The 21,296-nt window shown below is 39.3% G+C and carries 20 protein-coding genes; 2 read left to right on the top strand and 18 right to left on the bottom strand.

Annotated elements, in window-relative coordinates; genetic code table 11:
* Nucleotides 1-11 precede the first annotated feature (11 nt).
* The 9 genes from kduI to rhaB form a co-directional block, all read right to left on the bottom strand.
* On the bottom strand, nt 12-854 hold the full coding sequence (kduI, locus tag AC1F25_RS11285) for a 5-dehydro-4-deoxy-D-glucuronate isomerase (protein WP_002288239.1): 843 nt from the start codon (nt 852-854) through the stop codon (nt 12-14).
* A gap of 15 nt (nt 855-869) precedes the next feature.
* Nucleotides 870-1,877 (bottom strand): sugar kinase, encoded by a 1,008-nt coding sequence (locus tag AC1F25_RS11280; RefSeq protein ID WP_002309726.1) that lies wholly within the window; start codon nt 1,875-1,877, stop codon nt 870-872.
* 6 nt (nt 1,878-1,883) lie between these two features.
* On the bottom strand, nt 1,884-2,528 hold the full coding sequence (locus AC1F25_RS11275) for a bifunctional 4-hydroxy-2-oxoglutarate aldolase/2-dehydro-3-deoxy-phosphogluconate aldolase (protein ID WP_151668846.1): 645 nt from the start codon (nt 2,526-2,528) through the stop codon (nt 1,884-1,886).
* A 99-nt stretch (nt 2,529-2,627) separates the two neighbouring features.
* Nucleotides 2,628-3,386 carry an IclR family transcriptional regulator gene (locus tag AC1F25_RS11270; RefSeq protein WP_002293373.1) on the bottom strand — a complete coding sequence of 253 codons (759 nt, stop codon included), beginning with the start codon at nt 3,384-3,386 and terminating at the stop codon, nt 2,628-2,630.
* Nucleotides 3,387-3,512: 126 nt separating this feature from the next.
* On the bottom strand, nt 3,513-4,664 hold the full coding sequence (fucO, locus tag AC1F25_RS11265) for a lactaldehyde reductase (RefSeq protein WP_002312462.1): 1,152 nt from the start codon (nt 4,662-4,664) through the stop codon (nt 3,513-3,515).
* Between the two features lie 81 nt (nt 4,665-4,745).
* Complete coding sequence (gene rhaM, locus AC1F25_RS11260) at nt 4,746-5,057, bottom strand: L-rhamnose mutarotase (RefSeq protein ID WP_002293379.1); 312 nt, start codon at nt 5,055-5,057, stop codon at nt 4,746-4,748.
* Nucleotide 5,058: 1 nt separating this feature from the next.
* Nucleotides 5,059-5,904 carry a rhamnulose-1-phosphate aldolase gene (gene rhaD / locus AC1F25_RS11255; RefSeq protein WP_002309729.1) on the bottom strand — a complete coding sequence of 282 codons (846 nt, stop codon included), beginning with the start codon at nt 5,902-5,904 and terminating at the stop codon, nt 5,059-5,061.
* Nucleotides 5,905-5,917: 13 nt separating this feature from the next.
* Nucleotides 5,918-7,174 carry an L-rhamnose isomerase gene (gene rhaA, locus AC1F25_RS11250; RefSeq protein WP_479994112.1) on the bottom strand — a complete coding sequence of 419 codons (1,257 nt, stop codon included), beginning with the start codon at nt 7,172-7,174 and terminating at the stop codon, nt 5,918-5,920.
* Nucleotides 7,171-8,631 (bottom strand): rhamnulokinase, encoded by a 1,461-nt coding sequence (gene rhaB / locus AC1F25_RS11245; protein ID WP_151668847.1) that lies wholly within the window; start codon nt 8,629-8,631, stop codon nt 7,171-7,173. Before rhaB ends, rhaA begins: the two co-directional genes overlap by 4 nt.
* 152 nt (nt 8,632-8,783) lie before the next feature.
* On the opposite strand from rhaB, the gene AC1F25_RS11240 reads away from it, so the two are divergent.
* Nucleotides 8,784-9,653 (top strand): AraC family transcriptional regulator, encoded by an 870-nt coding sequence (locus AC1F25_RS11240; RefSeq protein ID WP_002309732.1) that lies wholly within the window; start codon nt 8,784-8,786, stop codon nt 9,651-9,653.
* Nucleotides 9,654-9,768: 115 nt separating this feature from the next.
* On the opposite strand, the gene AC1F25_RS11235 is transcribed toward AC1F25_RS11240, so the two are convergent.
* The 9 genes from AC1F25_RS11235 to tgt all read right to left on the bottom strand — a co-directional run bounded on the left by AC1F25_RS11235 (nt 9,769) and on the right by tgt (nt 20,367).
* Nucleotides 9,769-10,668, bottom strand: a complete 900-nt coding sequence (locus tag AC1F25_RS11235) for an AraC family transcriptional regulator (protein WP_002309733.1) — start codon at nt 10,666-10,668, stop codon at nt 9,769-9,771.
* 163 nt (nt 10,669-10,831) lie between these two features.
* Complete coding sequence (locus AC1F25_RS11230; RefSeq protein ID WP_151668849.1) at nt 10,832-11,656, bottom strand: sugar phosphate isomerase/epimerase family protein; 825 nt, start codon at nt 11,654-11,656, stop codon at nt 10,832-10,834.
* A gap of 10 nt (nt 11,657-11,666) precedes the next feature.
* Nucleotides 11,667-12,962 carry a TRAP transporter large permease gene (locus AC1F25_RS11225; protein ID WP_002313984.1) on the bottom strand — a complete coding sequence of 432 codons (1,296 nt, stop codon included), beginning with the start codon at nt 12,960-12,962 and terminating at the stop codon, nt 11,667-11,669.
* Nucleotides 12,963-12,977: 15 nt separating this feature from the next.
* A complete protein-coding gene (locus AC1F25_RS11220; RefSeq protein ID WP_151668851.1) occupies nt 12,978-13,457 on the bottom strand; it encodes a TRAP transporter small permease in 480 nt (159 codons plus the stop codon).
* A 5-nt stretch (nt 13,458-13,462) separates the two neighbouring features.
* Nucleotides 13,463-14,491 (bottom strand): TRAP transporter substrate-binding protein, encoded by a 1,029-nt coding sequence (locus tag AC1F25_RS11215; protein WP_151668852.1) that lies wholly within the window; start codon nt 14,489-14,491, stop codon nt 13,463-13,465.
* A 16-nt stretch (nt 14,492-14,507) separates the two neighbouring features.
* Complete coding sequence (gene bglB, locus AC1F25_RS11210) at nt 14,508-15,614, bottom strand: beta-galactosidase BglB (protein ID WP_002309738.1); 1,107 nt, start codon at nt 15,612-15,614, stop codon at nt 14,508-14,510.
* 228 nt (nt 15,615-15,842) lie between these two features.
* Nucleotides 15,843-18,440, bottom strand: coding sequence for a bifunctional acetaldehyde-CoA/alcohol dehydrogenase (gene adhE, locus AC1F25_RS11205; protein WP_002344714.1), 2,598 nt, complete (start codon nt 18,438-18,440; stop codon nt 15,843-15,845).
* A 304-nt stretch (nt 18,441-18,744) separates the two neighbouring features.
* A complete protein-coding gene (gene yajC / locus AC1F25_RS11200) occupies nt 18,745-19,125 on the bottom strand; it encodes a preprotein translocase subunit YajC (protein ID WP_002320627.1) in 381 nt (126 codons plus the stop codon).
* A 96-nt stretch (nt 19,126-19,221) separates the two neighbouring features.
* Nucleotides 19,222-20,367 carry a tRNA guanosine(34) transglycosylase Tgt gene (gene tgt, locus AC1F25_RS11195; RefSeq protein ID WP_002294183.1) on the bottom strand — a complete coding sequence of 382 codons (1,146 nt, stop codon included), beginning with the start codon at nt 20,365-20,367 and terminating at the stop codon, nt 19,222-19,224.
* Nucleotides 20,368-20,583: 216 nt separating this feature from the next.
* Between tgt and AC1F25_RS11190 the strand changes: the two genes are divergently transcribed.
* Nucleotides 20,584-21,282 carry a DUF975 family protein gene (locus AC1F25_RS11190; RefSeq protein WP_002293400.1) on the top strand — a complete coding sequence of 233 codons (699 nt, stop codon included), beginning with the start codon at nt 20,584-20,586 and terminating at the stop codon, nt 21,280-21,282.
* The last annotated feature ends 14 nt before the right edge of the window (nt 21,283-21,296 follow it).

Here is a 21,296-nt window from a genome sequence, read left to right as displayed (position 1 = left end):
CTCCCTTATGCTTATTTTAATTGATCCATTTGCACCATATCCATGTCTGTATAGGTGATGTTTTCTCCGCACATTGCCCAGATGAATGAGTAATTGCTTGTACCTACACCTGAATGGATCGACCAGCTTGGTGAAATAATAGCTTGTTCATTGTCTACGACTAAATGTTTTGTTTCATCTGGTTTGCCCATCATGTGGAACACACGTGTATCTTCATTGGCATAATCAAAGTAGACATAAGCTTCCATACGACGTTCATGTGTATGACAAGGCATCGTATTCCAAGCACTTCCTGGTTCTAAAATCGTATAACCCATTTGTAATTGACAGCTTTCACATACATTTGGATGGATGTATTGATAGATTTTACGTTCATTCAATGTCAGACCTTCACCAGTTTCCATTGGTTTTACTTGGTCAATACTGATTTTTACATTTGGATATTTATGATGTGCTGGAACAGAACTAATATAGAATTTAGCTGGGTTTTCAGCATCTTGAGAAGAAAATACGACATGTCGTGTTTCTTTTCCGATATAATAGCCGTCTTGTTTTTTCATTTCTTCTTTTTGCCCATCGATTTCGATGAATCCTGGTCCACCGATATTGATCACACCTAGTTCGCGACGTTCTAAGAAGTAATCGACACCTAGTTCTTTGTCTAATGTGATTTCTAATTCTTTTTCAGTAGGTGTCACGCCACCAAAGATCATTCGATCGTTGTGTGTATAAGTCAAACTGATTTTTCCTGGTTCGAATACCTTTTCTACTAAAAACTCTTTTCTCAATTGTTCCGTTGAATAATGACGGATATCTTCTGGACTGTGTGTATAACGTGTTTCCATTTCTTGCATTTTCTTCTACTCCTTCTATCGAATGATTTTTCCAGAGCCGCATGCTAAAAATTGTGCGACTTCTTCTTGACTGAATTGGTTGCAGTCCCCATGGATCGTATGCTTCAAGGCAGAAGCTGCCGTAGCAAAATCAATGATTTCTTGCGGGGGCATATTGGATAAAATCCCATGGAGCACGCCACCTGCAAAAGCATCTCCGCCACCTACTCGATCCACGATTGGGGTGATTCTATGGACTTGGGATTCCACATATTCATGGTTCATCCACAATGTCCCCTTCAATTCATTTTCACTTGCTGAATGAACGGTACGTTTGGTCGAATAAAACACCTGAATATTCGGGAACTTTTCCTGCATTTTTTGATAATAATAAATCAGCGGTTGTTCTTCTGCTTCTGGTGCTTTCTCGATACCTAACAAATAAAGAGCATCCATTTTTCCAGCTGAACAGATATCTACTAAAGGTAAAAGCTGATGGATTACTTCGCTGGCTTCTTTCTGTGTCCATAATTTCCCGCGATAATTGATATCGAAGCTGATCAGGCAGCCAGCTTTTTTTGCAACTTCTATCACTTGTTTCGTCATTTTTTGCCATTTTTTAGACAAAGCTGGGGTGATCCCTGAAACATGAAATATATCTATTCCTTGGAATAACTCCTCTAGCGACCATTCCAAATGATCCATTTCAGCAAAGCTTGATCCGGCACGATCATAGATCACTGAGGCGGCGCGTTCGCCACTACCAGTTTCCATATAATAAGTACCTAGTCTTGGCCCGCCAGATAATACTTGTTTCGTATCTACTCCATAGCATTGCAAGTGCTTTTTGACTGCTTTTCCCAATGCGTTATCAGGTACTTTGGTAGCAAAAACCGCGTCATGTCCGTAATTAGCTAAAGAAATTGCTACGTTTGCTTCCCCTCCGCCATAATGGGCAGCGAATCGTTCACTTGAATCGATGCGGGTTCCCTGTTCTGTGGACAATCGCAACATGATTTCTCCGAGTGTCACTACTTTTCCCATAAGCAGCTACCTCTTGATTTCTTTCATTTTTGCTGCATACTGTTGCGCGACTTCCGTTACTTTGTCAAAATCTCCTGTAGCTGCAGGTGCTAAAAGGTTCCCACCTACTCCGACTGTTACGACACCCGCATCGAACCACTCTTTCATATTGTCCAGACTCACACCACCAGTTGGCATGATATTGACTTGAGGCATCGGTGCCTTGAAGGCAGAAATGATACTTGGTCCATAAGCGCTTCCAGGAAATAGTTTGACGATATCTACCCCGCTTTTCAGCGCTGTTTTGATTTCGGTAATCGTCATACATCCTGGTAAGTAAGGGATTTGATACAGATGGCACATCTCTGCTGTTTCTTGATCAAAGGAAGGGCTAACAATATACTCTGCGCCAGCTAAGATAGCCAAGCGAGCTGTGACAGCGTCTAATACTGTACCTGCGCCAATCACTATTTCTGGTTGATTTTTGTAGAATGACAAAAGTTCTTTGATTACTTGATCCGCTTGAGGGACTGTAAAAGTCAACTCAATACCAGTTAGACCACCTTTGATGATTGCGTGGCAAGCATTCAAAGCTTCTTCTTTACTTTTTCCGCGTACCACCGCAATCACTCCGGCGTTTTTCAATCGAGATAAAATATCAATTTTTTTCATCTTCTCCACCTATTTCCTATTTAGAAATTTTATTTTATAACTTGGAAATCTATACCCATATTATACGGCAGAAAAGAAAAAATGCAAACGCTTTTTTCGTTATTTTTGAATTCTTTGCTCGATTTCGCTTTTTGTTTGCTTGAGGGCACTGATTATTTGTTCTTTTGTCTCATCTGTTAAACGATATTTCGGCATACTTACACTAAATGCACCAATGATTTGTTCGTTTTTCACGATTGAAGCTCCTATACAAAAAATATCACGTTCGATTTCTTCATCGTCAAATGCGACGTGGGTTTCTTTTACCGTTTGGATTTCCTTTTTCAAACGCAAGGCATTGGTAATCGTGTACTCCGTGTAAGGAATCAACGGATGTTTTTCAAGATAATCAGTGTACTGCTCTTCACTGAATTCTGCTAATACGGCTTTACCCATCGCAGAATTGTATAATGGTCGGGTGATTCCGATTTTTGAAGACATACGGATCGTTTGATGTTTTGGATCTAGTTTGTTCACGTACAAAATCTCATTGTTGTCCAATACCCCTAAGTGGATAGTCTCATCGATCTTTTGCTGCAACTGTTCTAAAAATGGTAAAGTCAGTTCTACCAAATCGATTTGTTCAATGTTTTTATTCGCGTAGCGAATAAGCTTTGCACCTAAACGATAATTTTTCTCTGAATTTTTATTTACATAGCCGATCATCAGTAAAGTATCTAGTATTTTCAAGACTGTAGAAGAAGTCATTCCCACACCCTTTGCGATTGTCTGCAAAGAGATGTCTGGATTTTCTGCTAAATAGTCTAGTATTTTAGAAGCTTTGATCAATACAGTTCCATAAGGTTTTTTATTTTCCATATAATATTCTCCTATTTCTTTATAAGAAAAATTATAGCGGAAATATCATCAATTTAAAAGAGAGAACCGGATACAAACTGCTATTTCTCTTTATAGGCAACTCAAAGTTAAAGATCCGCTTCGTTTTTACATCAAGCTTTGATATAAGGCAATGATTTCTTCTACTGTCGTTTCTCTTGGATTTCCTGGTGTACATACATCTCGCAAAGCATCTTCTGCAATTGCTGGGATATCCGTTTCTTTTACACCTAACTCAGAAATGGTCGCTGGGATTCCAACCGCTTTGCTCAATCGATCGATCTCACCGCAAGCTGCATCTCTTACATCTTCTAAAGACATTTCAGCTGCTCCTTTGATCCCTAGCACAAGAGCGATTTCACGGTATTTTTCTCCAGTATATTCTTTGTTATATTTCATGACCGTTGGCAAGAGCGCTGCACACGCTACACCATGCGGGATGTTGTACCATGCACTTAACGGATGAGCCATCCCATGTACCAGTCCTAAACCTACATTTGAGAAGCCCATTCCTGCAATATATTGTCCTAATGCCATTTTTTCTCGTCCATTTTGATCACCCTCTACAGAAGCTTCCAAAGAATGACCAATGATTTCAATTGCTTTCAAATGCAGCATATCAGTCATTTCCCAAGCGCCTTTTGTGATCAACCCTTCGATAGCATGCGTCATAGCATCCATCCCTGTTGACGCAGCCAATTTTTTTGGCATTCCCATCATCATGTCACTGTCGATGAACGCAACGATTGGGATATCATGAGGATCGACACAGACGAATTTTCGGTGATTTGCTTCATCTGTGATGACGTAGTTGATCGTTACCTCTGCTGCTGTCCCAGAAGTCGTTGGTACAGCTAAGATAGGTAAACATGGATTTTTTGTATCAGCAACACCTTCTAAGCTGATAACATCTGAAAACTCTGGATTCGTCAAAATAATCCCAATGGCTTTTGCCGTATCGATTGGCGAACCTCCACCGATTGCGATCAAACAGTCTGCCTCTGCCTCTTTAACAAAAGCCACTCCGTCTTTTACATTTTGGATTGTTGGGTTAGGTACGATCCCGTCGTATAAAGCATAATCGATTGCTGCATTATCCAAAAGCTTTGTTACTTTTGTCGCTATGCCATGTTCGATCAATCCTTTATCAGTAATGACAGCTGCTTTGCTGAATCCTCGCTGCTGAAATTCGGGAACGATTGACTCAATCGCTCCTTTTCCAAAATACGATGTTTCATTTAAAATCATTCGATTACTCATTTTCTATTCCTCCTAATTTGTGTTATTTTTCACAATGAAAACGAAAGAATCTCAAGCAACCGGTTGCCCAGTTGCTTGTTTCTACAGTTCAAAGACTGGTGTCAATTCACGGCTGACTGGGGAGGCATCTGGATTTGTTTCCATGATATCTTCCATGTATTTCCACCATTTTTGATTGATCGGTGTATTTGCCATTTTTCCCCATAACTCTTCATCCTCGACCACTAAGTAACCAAATAATAAACTTGTACTCGGATCAAGATAGATCGAATAGTCGATGACCCCATGTTCACGAAGTGCTGTGCGCATCTCTGGCCAAAGTTCATCATGTCTTTTTTTGTATTCTTCTTGTTTTTCTGGGTAAACTTTCATGCAAAAGGCTTTTTTCACCATGTCAGACCCCTACTTTCGTATGAACTTCCTCCAAATAACCTGCTTTCGGAGTAACACCAAACGCATCTGCTAAACGCCACAAATTCTCATCTGTGATTGTTTGCAAGATTGGTCCTTGCGCTTTGACGTACGTATAAACTTCTGCTGCCTTTTCTGCTGTCTCGATCAAACCAAAGACTTCATCCATGTCTTTTCCTGACCCGTAGATTCCATGTTGCGGCCATAAAACCAATCGAGTTTCTTTCATTTTTTCAGCTGTTGCTTCTCCAATCTCATTTGTTCCCGGAACCATCCACGGAATGATGGAAATCCCTTCTGGAAAAACAACTAAACATTCCGTACACATTTGCCACAGCGTACGACTAAAGGAACGTTCGTCTAATTCATGCGTAAAGCTCATCGCTAATAAATGGCTAGCATGGCAATGCATAACGATCCGATTATCTGGGTCTACTTCTAAACGGGCGATATGACTCATAAAATGACTTGGCAACTCGCTTGTAGGAAGGCAGCCATTTTCTAACCCCCACAAAAGCTCTAATGTTTTGCCATCTTCGGCAACTCGAACGATTCCAAGGTTTTCGGCAGGTTCGCTCGCTACATTTTTAAAATATCTTCCTGAACCAGTTACAATAAAATAACATCCTGCTAAACGGCTGGCATCAAAAATCATCGAGATGCGACGGGTCACTTTTTCAGGATCCAAGAACGGTGTGATTTCTTCTTCTTTGAGTAAATAAGAAATATTCCCGCCATTTCGTTCATCCCAACCCAAGCGATAAAGATTCGATGTCGTTTCAATCATTTCTTTCACATAAGGCGCTTGTAAAATATCTATTTTTTTCAATATAGCCACACTCCTATTTTCTTAATCCCAACACGTCTTTTTGATATTCTTGGACTTCTTCCAGCCAATCCAAACCAACTGGAACTTGATTTTTGTAACAGAAATAATTCCATACATCGGCATACGGGAAATCTTTCAATTCTTCCGTGTAAGCCATTCTTGAAGTAAAGTCAAAAGCCAGCTCCATTTCTTTCAATCGCTCAACTGGTTCCAGCATAGCTTTCATCAATGCTTTTTGTGTATTTCTCGTACCAATGACCCAAGCAGCGATACGATTGATCGTTGCATCAAAGAAATCCAGACCGATATTCGTTTTTTCCAATAATTCGTTACGGACTAATTCTTTAGCAATTTCCTGCAATTCATCATCCATCAAAACGACATGATCTGAATCCCAACGAACTGGACGAGAAACGTGCAACATGATTCCTTTGCTAAATAAAGCTAAGGAAGACAATTTATTGGAAATCACTTCTGTTGGATGAAAATGTCCAGCATCTAGACAAACAAGTTTGTCACGAGTCAACCCATAACCCATATAAAATTCATGGGAACCGACTGTATAAGCTTCAGCGCCTAAACCAAATAGTTTGCTTTCTACTGCATCTTGTACATACCGTTCATCTAGCTCTTCTGTAAAAATTTCATCGAGCGATTCCATCAAACGTTTCCGTGGGGTAAAACGGTCGATTGGATTGTCTTTCATCCCATCAGGTACCCAAAAGTTATTGATACATGTTTGTCCAGTTTCTTTTCCAAAGTATTCTGCGATTTTACGGCTTCTTTTCCCGTGTTCGATCCAGTATCCACGAACTTCTTTATCTGGATGAGCCAATGTAAAGCCGTCTTTCATCATTGGATGCGAAAAGAAAGTCGGGTTGAAATCAAGACCGATTTCTTCTTTTTTTGCCCACTCTGCCCATTTTTCAAAATGTTTCGGCTCAATTTCATTGAGATCGACCGCTTCTTCTGTGTCCAAATAGATAGCATGAAGATTCAATTTATGTTTGCCCGGTATCAACGAATATGCCTTCTCCAAATCTTGTCTAAGCTCTTCGGGTGTCCGTGCAGCTCCTGGGAAATTTCCTGTTGCCATGATTCCACCAGTCAATTCGCCATTCGGTGTCAAGAAACCTTTGACATCGTCTCCTTGCCAACAATGCATAGAAATTTTGATGTTCTGCATCTTTTCTAGTACAGCATCTGTATCTACACCGATAGTTGCATATTTTTCTTTTGCTTGTTCGTAATTTCTTTCAATCGTGTTCATACGATTACTCCTTTGATTTTATTCACGTACCATTCATTCGTGTTTTGCTTATTTTCATCTGGGTAAAAAGTTTCACATGGAAACGACTGTTTGATTACATTTCTTGCTTGTTCTATATTCGAAAACTGACCTGTACTGAGCATTTGCATGGCAATATTCCCGATTGCTGTGGCTTCACTAGGACCTGCTTCTACAATGATTCCGGCATAATCTGCTGTCAATTGATTCAGTAAGCGATTATTCGATCCGCCCCCTACGATGTGCAGTTTTTCCAATTTCGTTCCAGTCAAGTGTTCTACTTTGATTAGCTCTTGTGCGTAACAAAGAGCAAGATTATCATACACACAACGAGCGATAGCTCCCGGTGAGACAGGGACTGGTTGCTCTGTTTCAAAACAGTATTGCTGAATCTCTTCTATCATATTTTTAGGATTCAAAAATCGAGGGTCATTGATTTCCATCACTTGTTGCAGCGGCTTTTCTTTTGCAGCAAGTTCTGCCAATTCCGCGTAACTGTATTCGTACTCCTGCATTCGAGCAACTTCCTGGATCAACCACATCCCCATGATGTTTTTCAAGAAACGCACCGTATTATGAGCGCCCCATTCATTCGTGTAATTCTCAGAAAAAGCGGCGCGAGAAACATTGGCGATCTTTGTTTCCATCCCTAAAAGCGACCATGTCCCGCTGCTGATATAGCCCCACTGTTCTCCTTGCCCTGGTGTGCCTAATACAGCTGACGCCGTATCATGACTTGCTACTGTGATAAAGGTCACATCTGGCAAATCATATTTTGAGAATTTTTCTTTTTGCAAATCTCCTAGTATCGTTCCCGGCTCTGTCAATGGAGGAAATAATTCTTTCGCGACACCAACTTTTTCAAGAAGTTCTGTTTCCCACTCTTTTGTTCCTGCATTCAGCAGCTGCATAGTAGACGCATTGGTTTTCTCCGTCACCATATTGCCAGTAAAGACGTAGCCTAAATAATCAGGAATCAATAATAATTTATGTGCTTTTGCCAAATGGTCTTTTTCTTCGACAAACAATTGAAATAAGGTATTGAAAGGCTGGATCTGAATCCCTGTTTGCTCATACAACTTATCTAGAGAATAGATTTCAGAAAACTGTTTTACTGCTTCATCGGTACGATCGTCCCGATAAGCGATCGGATCATTCATCCGTTCCCCTTGTTCGTCAATCAAACAGTAATCGACTGCCCATGTATCGATCCCTGCAAAACAACACTCGATTCCTGTTTTCTTTAATTTTTCAAATCCAATCAAAATCTCTTCGATAAGATAATCGATCTTCCAGCGGTCATGACCGTCTTTTTTCCGAAAGCCGTTCTTGAATCGGTGTACTTTTTCCAAGACTAAAGAACCTTCATCATTCCTCGTACTTTTCATTAGTCGTCCGCTTGACGCACCGATATCGATGGCAACAAATGTCGGATTCATTTCTCCACCTCTTTTACTTTATTGTTGATTAACACTCCATTAATAAATCGTTATCATTTATTAACAATGCTATCATATTACATAAACTTATATTTTGCTTCACACTATTTTGGTATATAATTGCATTATCTTGACAAGTTGGGAGTGTTTACATGGATTACTGGGAAAAAGCCAATCACTCATGGTCGGAAGACTCAAAAAGAGTGATCTTGACACCTACGCAAAGAAGTAGGAATTTATTTTTTTATATCCAAGAAATCGGTTACTTTAAAGCGCCGGTCCCTTACTATACTGAACGAGCATATTTACCTTCTTATTTGATAAAATTTACTTTGTCTGGCGAAGGTTTGCTTACATATAAAGATAATCAGCACCAGCTAAAAGCTGGAGACCTCTTTTTTATTGACTGCCAAGAATATCAGCGTTATCAAACAATTAGCGAAGAACCATGGGAAATGGATTGGATTCATTTGAATGGTCAGAGCGTCCAATCATTTTATCAAGAGTTCACAAAAGACGGGCATAACACCTTCCATTCGACAGGCGATCCATCAGAAAACAAGATCCATCATCTGATCACAGAATTGATCCACATGCAGCAAGGTGCGAATGCCCGTACCGATTTCCAGTCCTCTGTAGCTATCCACGAGCTGTTGAATGAACTGATTTTGCAGAAGTATCAACTGGATTTCGAAGAAGAAGATATTCCCCCTTACGTTTATAAGCTTAAGCAATACTTGGACGAACACTTCAAAGAAACGATCACACTTGATCAATTAGAACAGCAATTTTTACTGAATAAATATCAGCTGAGCAAAGATTTTTCCAAATTCATCGGTTCTCCGCCAATTGATTATTTAATCAGCAAAAAACTCTCTTACGCTAAAGACCTTCTTCGGTATACAGAATTTACTATTCGAATGATTTCCGAAGAAATCGGAATCGAGAATTTTGCTTACTTTAGTCGCTTGTTCAAAGCAAAAACTGGATTATCACCGAGAGATTTTCGTAAATTTAGCTGATTCATATAATATGTACGCACTTTTTTAAAAGATATAGTAGAATAATAAAATAACCGCAGTTTCTGCTTCTATATAAACAACAGCAGCTACTTCGGTTATTCGGGAGTGGTTATTCTCATTTTTCATCTTCAAAATGTTCATAATGAATAAGCTGGTTTTGCGTATCGCGTTTCAAAAATTCTTTAGGCGTTATACCAAACTCTCTCTTGAATGCTTTCAGAAAATGTGGATAAGACGAAAAACCACTTTTACTATATACAGCACTAGAACTACGGTACTCTCGCAACAAGTGCTTGGCATAGATCAGCTTTTTCTTCATTACATACTGATGAAACGTAAATCCAGTGTACTTTTTGAATTCTCGGGTGATATGGTATTTGCTGACAAAAAATTGCTTCTCCATTTCCTCTAAAGAAAGCGGATGAGATAAATTTTTTGAGATATATTGTAACATTTGTTCCACACGCTCATTTGGAACTACAGCATTCTGTTCTTGCGCACTCTCTTCTTTTTGTACTACTTGATTGAGAAAAATCAAGTATTCTACTAGAGCTTGTTCATATTTTATGTCTTCACCGTAAATTTTTTTATCAGGAGGGTGGTCGATAAATGATAATTTTTGCTTCAATACTTCCTGTTCGACTTGCAATACACGACTCCTTTTCTCTCCCATTGGTTGAAAACAAGCCGATAGATTAGACCATGGCGTGGAACGACTTTCCAGAAAAGAAGGGGTAACAAAGATATAGACACGCTCGAATACATCTGAAGACTGGCGGACGATACGATGCAAATCGTTGGAATGGATGAGCAGCACACTTCCTGCTTTGATCGTAAATTGCCGTCCATTCAAATAAAAAGTCGCTTCACCCTTTAATGTAGCATGGATTTCATAAAAATCATGGTGATGGTAGATTGTTTTATTTTGGCTGACGACATCTTTGACATGATAGATTTCATACTGATCAGAAACCATCGTATTGACTTGCTCACCGCTTATTTTCTTTTGGAGCATGTGCTGCACCTCCTTTGTTCAGTTTTGCACAATTATATTATATCACGTTTTTTGTAATCAAAAAGAGCTGCTTTTATATACTCTTATAAAAAAGAAGAGACGTGACATCTTCTAGCCGCGCCCCCTCCATTCTAAATATTAGTTAATCAATGTCTTCTTTACATTATTCAAGAAGACTTCTTCCATAACGAATCCCATCATTTTTTGTTTCTTCAAGAACCACATACAGATACGGACGGTTCTTCTTGATGATTTCTTTGATTTTTGTGTACTCGATCACACCGTCTCCCAAATTTACCGGCACGATTTTTTCCTGTTCGACACGAAAATCTTTCAAATGAACCGCACATATCTTTTCACCAAAACGCTCAAAAGCTTCTTCTACCAATTGGACTTGTTCTTGATAATTAGTGCTTGTAATCAAATTTGTCGGATCTAAAATGATTCCTAGATAGTCCGAATCCACTGCTTGGATCAGCTGCTCTACTCTTGCTAAAGAATACATCGGATGATTCAAACCTGGTTCTATCCCCACCATCATTTGGTATTTTTCTCCAGCTTTTACCAAGCGACGGATAACGGACACTGCTTCAGCAAATGCTTCATCTGTGAAATTTTCTTCCGTATATTGAATTTCCGGCAAGACACATCCCGTTTCCGAAGCAACCATCGACGCACCAAAGGAAGAAGCATAGTGAAGATACTGCTCGAACTTTGTCAGCAACTCTTCTCGTATCGTTAAATCTGGATGAATCATATTGATATAGCAGCTTAAAATTCCTACGGACACTTCTTGCTTTTCTAAGACTCGTTTGACATAATTTCCCATCCCAGAATTGATTTCGTTTGCGCCAGAAGACATTTCAGGAAACGAAAGACCTAAGGCGAGCTGCAGTGTATGGATTCCTTGTTCTTTTGTTTTTTCTGCAAGATCTTCTATCGTTTGGACTTGGGAAAGATCATGTCCTCTAATTGTAATGTTCAACATAATTATTCTCCTAACTCAGCATATTGGGTAGCCACATGACGATTTGCGGGAAATAGGTAATCAAAAACAAGACGACTAGGATAATCCCATAAAACGGAAGAAGTGGTTTCAGCATTGCCTCTGCTTTTACGCCTCCTACACTTGCACCGACATATAGCCCTGTACCCACAGGAGGTGTAATTGAGCCTACACACAGATTCATGATTGAAAACAACCCGTAATGTACAGGATCAACCCCTGCACTTGTGACGATTGGTAAAAATATTGGTGTAAAAATTAAGATAGCAGGCGCTACATCCATAAACATCCCCACAAGTAACAAAACGAGATTGACTAACAGCAGAATAACTAGTTTATTATCCGTTACCCCCATAATCAACGAACTGATTGCCTGAGGAATACCAGTAAATGCCATGGCAAAAGACATCATGGAAGAAGTAGCTAATAAGAACATGATTGTCCCTGACATCGCTACCGATTGAAACAACATATTAGGTATATCTTTGAGTTTTACCGTCTTATAGTAGAACATAGCAATCAACAGGGAGTAAATGACAGCTATCGCTGAAGCTTCTACTGCTGTAAATATCCCGGTCAAGATACCACCGATAATGATGACAATCAATAGAAGACTAGGAATCGCCTCTTTTATTATTTTTCCAGCATGAGCCATCTGCCCTTTTTCAACAACAGGGTATTTATTCTTTTTAGCAACGATGAATGCTACTAGCATGATCCCTAATGACCAAAAAATACCTACGAGATACCCTCCCATAAACAAAGCAGAAATCGAAGTACCACCAGCAACAAGTGAATACATGATAAAAGCAGTACTTGGAGGAATGACCATACCTGTCGGAGCTGACGCGATGTTGACTGCTGTCGCAAACTTCCGGTCATATCCTTCTTCCACTTGCTGAGGGATCAAGACTCCGCCAATCGCGGTAGAAGCGGCAATGGCTGAGCTAGAGATGGAACCAAATAAAGCATTCCCTAACACATTCGTATGAGCCAAAGCCCCCGGTACACGTCCGACGAACAACATCGCAAAATCCACTAGTTTCTTGGCTATCCCTCCATTATTCATGATAATACCTGAAAGAACAAAAAACGGAATAGCGATGAGCGAAAAACTGTTGATACTTCCCACCATTTTTTGAGCTGAACTAAAAGCAGAAACATCAAACGGTATAACTAACAATAAAGTCATCATTGATGAGAATGCAATACTTATAGCAATCGGCATCCCTAATACAAGCAACACGACAAATACAAAAAATAACACTAATCCGGCTTCTATTGCCATTTTATTCCTCCATTTTTATATTTTTTCTTGAATTGCTGGCTTGTTGCTTAATGTATCGATTAGATTGATCAGACTATAGATAATGATGAGTATCCCTGAGACAGGTACTGACAAATAGACGTACCCCATCGGAATGCTTAAAGAAGGCGAGATCTGCCCCATTGTCAACGTGACAGCATTCCATCCGCCATACACCATGATCATCGTAGCAAATACCAGAAACAAACTTTGAACAACGACTTCTAAAATTTTACTTTTTTTACCAGATAATTTTTCACTTAAAACCGTTACGGCTAGATGTGCTTTTTGTCCCACAACATACGCAGAAGACAATATAGCAAACCAGACAAGTCCGAATCGGACAAGCTCTTCTGTCACCGTATTCGGATTTCCTAAAACCGTTCTGGAAAATACTTGCCATAAAACGACAGCGACCATCCCAACAAGCAAAATAGCTCCTAGGATCTCTAACACCTTATTTAAAATCATTTTCATTACAGCTACGCTCCTTGCTCTTGGATCTTTTGATAAAGGTCTTTGTAGGCAGGATCGTTTTTGAATGTATCATGAAGCGGTGCGACTGCCTCTCGAAACGGTGTATTATCTACATCATTGAATTGAACTCCATGTTCTTCTTGTGCTAAAGCTTTCTCTTCTTCAATTGCTCTGGCAAAAGCTTCGATTTCAAAAACCGTCGATTCTTTTGCTGCTTCTTCAATCGCTTTTTCCTGTTCAGCAGTTAGCTGTTCTTTGATAGCATCATTCATGATGATGATATCGGGCACACGTGTATGCTCATCATAAGAATAGTATTTAGCTACCCCACCATGTCCAGCTGTATACAAGACAAATTCATTGTTTTCTGATCCGTTGATCAAATTGGATTGAAGAGACGTGTACACTTCATCACTTCCCATAGGAACTGGCGAACCACCTAAAAGCTCGACCATTTTAATAGCTGTTTCACTTTGCATCACACGGATCTTCTTTCCCTTCAAATCTTCCGGCGTATGGATCGGACCGTCTACCATATAAAAGCTGCGCTGACCAGAATCATAATAGGTCAATCCGGTAAACCCTAAATTTTTGGTCGATTGGTAGATTGGTTCCATTATTTCTTCATTATCCATCACCTTAAAGAAATGTTCTTCATCATTGAATAGATAAGTAACTGAAAAAATCGAATAATCTTTAGAGAAACTTTCCAACGCTGAGGCACTTACTTTTGTGAAATCTACTGCTCCTGACTGTGTCAATTCGATTAGTTCACGTTCTCCACCCAGTTGTCCATCTGGGAAATACTGGATCTGTACGGAACCATCTGTTTTTTCTTTTACTAAACGCCCAAATTCATTCATTGCATCAATTACCGGCTGGCTGTTGCTTGCATAAGCAAAGCGCAAGGTAACTGTCTCATTTACGTCTGCATCTGCGACAGTTGCCACACTAGAATTATTTCCGCAGCCGCTTAGACCTAGCAGACCTAGGCTAAGCGAACTTGCTGCAAACAGCAGTGATGTTTTTTTCATATGGGTTTCCTTTCTTTTAACAATAAGAGACGAGCAATTCTGTCAAACAAAGCACCGTTAACGACTGTCCATAAGGCATTGCTGTGATTCCGATATTCCGATAAAAATCTAAACTATCCCCCATTCCTGTCCCGATTGAAACGTTTTGGACTTCTCCTTTTTCATCAATTTGTTCAAGTAATCCTTGGATAGCACGATAAGCGACTTCTTTATATTCTTGCGGCAAATAACGTTTATGGACCGCTTTCAAAATACCGTAAGCAAATCCTGCAGTTGCAGAAGATTCTACGTAAGAAGAAGGATCATCCAACAACGTATGCCATAAACCGCTTTCAGATTGATAAGTTTTTAATGCGCGCACTTGTGCTTCAAGTGTTTCAATCAACAACTTGCGCAATGCATCTTCTTTCGATAGTTCTAAGATTTCAATGATCTCTGGAATAGCAATCGTCAACCAGCAGTTTCCACGAGCCCAAAATGCTTCGGCATAGTTATGATTTCCTTCAAACGTCCAGCCGTGATACCACAACCCTGTTCGTTTATCCATCAAGTATTTGATATGGATCATAAACTGGTAACGAGCTTCTTCTAAATATTCTGGGCGATTCAACAGTTTCCCGATTTTTGCCAAAGGAAGCACTGTCATCATCAATGTATCGTCCCACAACTGATTCTTATTTTCCGGTCCATATGTGGCATGTTGCAACCCCTCTTCATTTGTCCGAGGCATGTCATTCATGACCCATTCTGCCCATTGTTCTAAATAAGGCAAATAGCGTGAATCTTTCGTGTCTTCATACAAGTAAGCCATCGTCAACAATGGGGCCATTGTATTGACATTTTTTGGCGGAGCGCCTTCTTCCATCCGATCTTCAAACCATTCATTGACTACTTGATAAGCGCGAGGATTTTTTGTCATCTGGTAATTTTTATAAATACCGTATAATCCGACACCTTGTGGCCAATTCCATACTGTCCAGCTTTTGTCATCTACTTTCAATCCATCAAAGTCCAATAAAAATTCACCGTTATCGTCTTTGATCGTTGTCAGGTTTTCAACGAGCAGGTCAATTTTTTCTTTCACTAATTCTTTAGGTACAAAAATCTCTTCTTTAATAATCATCTTTATGCCACCTTTTTAAACGCTTTCATTTTATATCCTTAATATAGCAGTAATACCGTTCACTATAAATATCGCTTTTTGAACAAAAACTGTCTAAAATTGACCTAAACGTTAAATAACAAAAGTAACTTTCAAATACTTAGAAAACAAAAAAAGAACTTGGAGAAACAACGTTTTCCAAGTTCTTTTTCATCTATTTTTTTATCTCTTTTCTATGCTTTCTTTTGCTTATCCATTGTAAGCATCAATGATGATCTGTTTCAATTCAGAGATCAATGGTTCTTTCGGATTAGCTGTCGTACATTGGTCTTCGTAAGCTAATTCAGCCATACGGTCTACGGTTGTATCTAGTGTTTCTTGTGTGACTCCTTGAGCTTTTAGACTCATGTTGATGCCGACAGATTTTCCTAATTCATAAACAGCAGTTGCTAAAGCTTCGACTAATTCCTCTGTTGTTTCGCCTTTCAGACCTAAGAATTTTGCAATATCTGCGTAATCTGTATCTGCACGGAAATAGTCATATTTAGGGAACATCGCATGTTTTTGTGGATCTTTTGCATTGTAGCGGATAATATGCGGTAAAAGAATCGCATTTGTCCGTCCATGAGGGATCCCGTATTCCCCACCGATTTTATGTGCGACTGAGTGACAAATACCTAGGAATGCGTTAGCAAACGCCATACCAGCCATTGTAGAAGCGTTGTGCATTTTTTCACGTGATTCCATATCAGGTGTTTTCACTGATTTTTCTAAATAGTCAAAGACTAATTTGATTGCTTGCAGACTCAATCCGCGTGTATAGTCTGAAGCCATGACTGAAACATAAGATTCAATTGCATGTGTCAACACATCCATTCCTGTATCTGCTGTGACAGATGCTGGAACTGACATGACGAATTGAGGATCGACGATTGCGACATCCGGTGTCAATGCATAATCTGCCAACGGATATTTCACATGTGTTTCACTGTCAGTGATGACCGCAAATGGTGTTACTTCAGAACCAGTTCCTGATGTTGTCGGGATACACACGAATTGTGTCTTTTCTGGTTTATCGATCTTGTATGTCCGTTTACGGATATCCAAGAATTTTTGTTTTGCACCGAAGAAAGATGTGTCTGGGTGTTCATAGAACATCCACATTCCCTTAGCTGCGTCCATTGCAGAACCGCCTCCCAGAGCAATTACTGTATCCGGCTTGAAGTCTGCCATCAATTTCGTTCCTGCGTATACGGTATTTGTCGATGGATTCGGTTCAACCTCTGAGAAGACTTCGATTTTCACATCATTTTTGCGTCGTGACAATACTTCACGAACTGTATCGCAGTAACCAAATTGGACCATACCTGGGTCACAAACGATCATGACACGTTCAACATTTTCCATTTTCTCTAAGTACAATAGAGAATTCTTTTCAAAGAAGATTTTTGGCGGTAATTTGAACCATTGCATGTTATTTCTCCGTTTCGCTACAGTTTTGACATTGATTAAGTTTACAGCAGAGACGTTACGAGAAACAGAGTTCTTACCATAAGAACCGCATCCCAAAGTCAATGACGGAATCATTTCGTTATAGATATCACCGATACCGCCTTCTGCAGATGGTGTATTCACTAAAATACGACAAGCTTTCATTCGAAGACCGAATTTGACATGCAACTCTTCGTTTTCTGAATGGATAACTGCTGTATGTCCTAATCCTCCAAGATTCAACATACCTTCACACAAATCAAACGCATGGTCCGTGTTGTTAGCTTTGATCATGGCAAGAACTGGAGAAAGTTTTTCTCTTGATAGCGGATAATCTGGTCCTACGCCTTCCAATTCAGCAATCAGCATTTTCGTTCCTTTTGGTACACTGATTCCTGCTAATTTGGCGATTTCCATCGCAGAATGTCCAACGATCGATGGATTGACCGCATATTTTCCTTCGTTCATCACTGCATCTTCCAATTTTTGCAATTCATCTTGTTTTACGATATAAACTTGGTGTGCTTGGAATTCCGCTTTTACTGCTGCATAGATTTCTTTGTCCACGATCACAGCTTGTTCAGAAGCACAGATCATCCCATTATCAAATGTTTTCGAAACGATCAAATCGTTCACTGCACGTTTGATTTTTGCTGTTTTTTCAATATAAGCTGGTACGTTACCTGGACCTACACCTAAAGCTGGTTTTCCTGTAGAGTAAGCAGACTTGACCATTCCAGCTCCACCTGTCGCTAGGACGATCGCGATACCTGGATGGTTCATTAGCATAGAAGTCGCTTCGATCGAAGGATGTTCGATCCATTGGATACAATTTTCAGGAGCTCCGGCAGCGATAGCAGCATCACGTACCACTCGTGCTGCTTCTGCAGAAGATTTTTGGGCACTTGGATGGAAAGCAAAAACGATTGGATTTCTTGTTTTCAACGCGATCATTGATTTGAAAATCGTTGTGGAAGTCGGATTCGTTGTTGGAGTTACTCCGCAAACCACACCGACTGGTTCAGCAATTTCAATCAATCCTTTTTGGACATCTTCGTTGATTACACCAACTGTTTTATCATGTTTGATATTATGCCAAATATATTCGGACGCATACATATTTTTGATTGCTTTATCTTCGTAAACACCGCGACCTGTTTCTTCCACAGCCATCTTTGCTAATGGCATATGTTGATCTAAAGCTGCCATTGCCATTTCATGCACGATATGGTCTACTTTTTCTTGATCAAAGCTTTCCATTTCTTTCAATGCTACATTTGCTTTTTCTGCCAAACCATCAATCATTGCTTGTACGTCAATTGTCTTCGTTTTTTCTTTTTCCATTACTTTAGCCATCATTATCCTCCTAATGGGTCATGGTTATTTGTTAAATCATTCACATGTATATCATACAATATTTGTTTTTCTATGTAAACACTTTTTTGTGATTTTTTTCACAGTTATTTTTAAATACAAAATTGCTTTATTTACAAGTATTTGTATAGAAAAATATATAAAGTTATTTATTATTATTTATATGACACACCCGATTATTCAATATTGAGCAATGTATCCCATGCTCTTATCTCTTTCTTTTTTGAACAAAAAACGAGGTAGGACATCTTTCTGCCCTACCTCGTCTTTAAATAAGCTTTGATACTTATTTTTCTTTCTTCTCTTCTGTCTCTTCCAGCGTTTCTGTTGTTTCAGTTTTTACTTCAACTGTATCAGCTGGTTCTTCTGTTGTTTCAACAGTCGTTGTTGCATCATTTGTTACGACAGTCCCTGGTTTGACCGTTTTGATTGCTGCACGATCGTACTCAAGGAAGATCCCTTCGCAGTCTAAAACGACTGTCCGTTTATCATTGTCGATTTCTGAAACAACTCCGTGTAATCCGCCAATCGTTACGACTGAATCACCTGGTTTCATGCTATCTAACAAGTTTTGACGTTCTTGCTGTTGTTTCTTTTGCGAACGTGACATAAAAAACCACATTGCTAATAGCGCGATAAACATCACAAGCATTGGTAATGATCCCATTTTTTTCACCTCACTAATTCTGTATCTACAAAAAACACTTTAGCAGAAAAATGCTGCTAACACTAGTTTTTTACTTAATTTTTAAAAGATTTTCCTTTAGAAACTTTTTGCGTTTTCTTTATTGAACCCGTATTCTTCAAAAAAGGCTTCTCTAAATTCAAGCAAATTATCATCCATGATCGCTTGACGTACTTGTTTCATTAAATTCAACAAGAAGTATAAATTATGGTAAGAAGTCAAACGAATACCAAATGTTTCATCACATTTGATCAAATGGCGGATATATGCACGTGTATAGTTTTTACATGTGTAACAATCACATTTCTCATCAATTGGACGGAAATCATGGGCATATTTCGCATTTTTCACTACTAGACGGCCTTGAGAAGTCATGCATGTGCCATTTCGAGCGATTCGAGTAGGCAAGACACAGTCAAACATGTCTACTCCACGGATAACACCATCGATCAATGAATCAGCAGCACCGACACCCATCAAGTAACGTGGTTTGTTTTCGGGAATCAACGGTGTAGTGAATTCTAACACACGATTCATTTCTGATTTAGGTTCCCCGACAGATAACCCGCCGATTGAGTAACCAGGGAAATCCATGCCGACTAGATCTTTCGCGCTTTGACGACGAAGATCTTCAAATCCTGCGCCTTGGATGATTCCAAATAATCCTTGACGGTCTGGGTTAGCATGAGCTTTCAATCCTCGTTCTGCCCATCGAGACGTACGTTCTACTGATTTTTTCACGTAGTCGTAACTTTCATCGAATGGTGGACATTCGTCAAAACTCATCATGATATCAGAGCCCAATTTATTTTGTATGTTGATTGCTTTTTCTGGTGATAAAAACATACGCGAACCGTTCAAGTGGTTTTTGAAATGCACGCCTTCTTCTTCGATATTCCGCATATCACTTAATGAAAAAACTTGAAAGCCGCCTGAATCTGTTAAAATCGGTTGATCCCAGTTCATAAATTTATGCAGTCCGCCAGCTTCTTCTACTAAGTCTTCACCAGGGCGTAGCCATAAATGATATGTATTACTTAAAATAACGCCAGCACCCATTTCTTTCAACTCTTCTGGGGACATTGTTTTTACTGTAGCTAATGTTCCTACTGGCATGAACATTGGTGTGGGAAAAGTTCCGTGCGGCGTGATCAATTCCCCTAAACGCGCGCCAGTATGTTTTTCTTTCTTGATTAAACGATAGCGAATGGCAGGTTGCGTCATTCATTTCCCTACTTTCTATATAAAATATCTTGACAACTCCCACCATCATAATCGTTTCAAGTACTTTTTGCAAGTTCCCTCGGCTTCCTTCTACTTTATTTAATATTCTTTTTTTTATCTTTTTTTCATGAATAACAAAAAAGAAAAAAACATTATGACAGAAATATTTTTTGATACATGGTATATTGGTTTTATGAAAGAAAGGAGGGGAAAATCATGCAATCTTCTGCAGAATTAAAACGCCAAGCAAAAGAGAGTTTAAAAGGTCGGTGGGGTCAAGCTGTTTTATTAAATCTAATCCCTACATTGATTGGTATTGTTGCTATTCTTCTTATTATGATTCCTATTATCTTGTTTGCTATTGCCACATATGATGGATCAGCGAACGTCTCAGATGCGATGGCATCAGGAAGCGGTAGTTCAGGAGGTGGTGGTGGAATTATTTCTAGCATTATCAGCGCTTTGTTCATGAGTGGTATTTCTTGGACTTATCTTGATGTTTTACGTGGTCAAAAAGATCAGATTGAACCATTCAAAGATGCATTTCGTGGATTCAAAGGTTTGTTTATCGGCGGAGTGATCGGTTTAGCTGTGTTGATTTCAATCTTTACAACATTATGGGGTTTGTTATTAGTTATTCCTGGAATCATTAAAAGCTATTCTTATTCTCAAAGCTATTTTATCTATTATGATATCGTCCAAGAAACAGGCCAAACGCCTAAAGTACTGGATACAATCACCGCAAGTCGAAAATTGATGGATGGTTACAAAGGAAAACTTTTCTGGTTAGATCTTTCATTTATCGGCTGGCATATCTTAGCATTAGCAACTGCTGGTATCGGTTATCTATGGCTCAGCCCATACATTTCTGCAACAAAAGCAGCATTTTATGAACAATTGCCAAAAGATATTTAAAAGAGAGTGTGAGC

The organism is Enterococcus sp. M-BR2, from assembly GCF_056612775.1.
The sequence above is the reverse complement of the archived record's forward strand: the minus strand, read 5'-3'. Positions and strand labels throughout refer to the sequence as shown.

Excerpts from the sequence above, each read along its gene's own strand:
- kduI (WP_002288239.1), bottom strand. The coding sequence starts at position 854 with ATGCAAGAAATGGAAACACGTTATACACACAGTCCAGAAGATATCCGT.
- AC1F25_RS11280 (WP_002309726.1), bottom strand. The coding sequence starts at position 1,877 with ATGGGAAAAGTAGTGACACTCGGAGAAATCATGTTGCGATTGTCCACA.
- AC1F25_RS11275 (WP_151668846.1), bottom strand. The coding sequence starts at position 2,528 with ATGAAAAAAATTGATATTTTATCTCGATTGAAAAACGCCGGAGTGATT.
- AC1F25_RS11270 (WP_002293373.1), bottom strand. The coding sequence starts at position 3,386 with ATGGAAAATAAAAAACCTTATGGAACTGTATTGATCAAAGCTTCTAAA.
- fucO (WP_002312462.1), bottom strand. The coding sequence starts at position 4,664 with ATGAGTAATCGAATGATTTTAAATGAAACATCGTATTTTGGAAAAGGA.
- rhaM (WP_002293379.1), bottom strand. The coding sequence starts at position 5,057 with ATGGTGAAAAAAGCCTTTTGCATGAAAGTTTACCCAGAAAAACAAGAA.
- rhaA (WP_479994112.1), bottom strand. The coding sequence starts at position 7,174 with ATGAACACGATTGAAAGAAATTACGAACAAGCAAAAGAAAAATATGCA.
- rhaB (WP_151668847.1), bottom strand. The coding sequence starts at position 8,631 with ATGAATCCGACATTTGTTGCCATCGATATCGGTGCGTCAAGCGGACGA.
- AC1F25_RS11240 (WP_002309732.1), top strand. The coding sequence starts at position 8,784 with ATGGATTACTGGGAAAAAGCCAATCACTCATGGTCGGAAGACTCAAAA.
- AC1F25_RS11235 (WP_002309733.1), bottom strand. The coding sequence starts at position 10,668 with ATGCTCCAAAAGAAAATAAGCGGTGAGCAAGTCAATACGATGGTTTCT.
- AC1F25_RS11230 (WP_151668849.1), bottom strand. The coding sequence starts at position 11,656 with ATGTTGAACATTACAATTAGAGGACATGATCTTTCCCAAGTCCAAACG.
- AC1F25_RS11225 (WP_002313984.1), bottom strand. The coding sequence starts at position 12,962 with ATGGCAATAGAAGCCGGATTAGTGTTATTTTTTGTATTTGTCGTGTTG.
- AC1F25_RS11220 (WP_151668851.1), bottom strand. The coding sequence starts at position 13,457 with ATGAAAATGATTTTAAATAAGGTGTTAGAGATCCTAGGAGCTATTTTG.
- AC1F25_RS11215 (WP_151668852.1), bottom strand. The coding sequence starts at position 14,491 with ATGAAAAAAACATCACTGCTGTTTGCAGCAAGTTCGCTTAGCCTAGGT.
- bglB (WP_002309738.1), bottom strand. The coding sequence starts at position 15,614 with ATGATTATTAAAGAAGAGATTTTTGTACCTAAAGAATTAGTGAAAGAA.
- adhE (WP_002344714.1), bottom strand. The coding sequence starts at position 18,440 with ATGGCTAAAGTAATGGAAAAAGAAAAAACGAAGACAATTGACGTACAA.
- yajC (WP_002320627.1), bottom strand. The coding sequence starts at position 19,125 with ATGGGATCATTACCAATGCTTGTGATGTTTATCGCGCTATTAGCAATG.
- tgt (WP_002294183.1), bottom strand. The coding sequence starts at position 20,367 with ATGACGCAACCTGCCATTCGCTATCGTTTAATCAAGAAAGAAAAACAT.
- AC1F25_RS11190 (WP_002293400.1), top strand. The coding sequence starts at position 20,584 with ATGCAATCTTCTGCAGAATTAAAACGCCAAGCAAAAGAGAGTTTAAAA.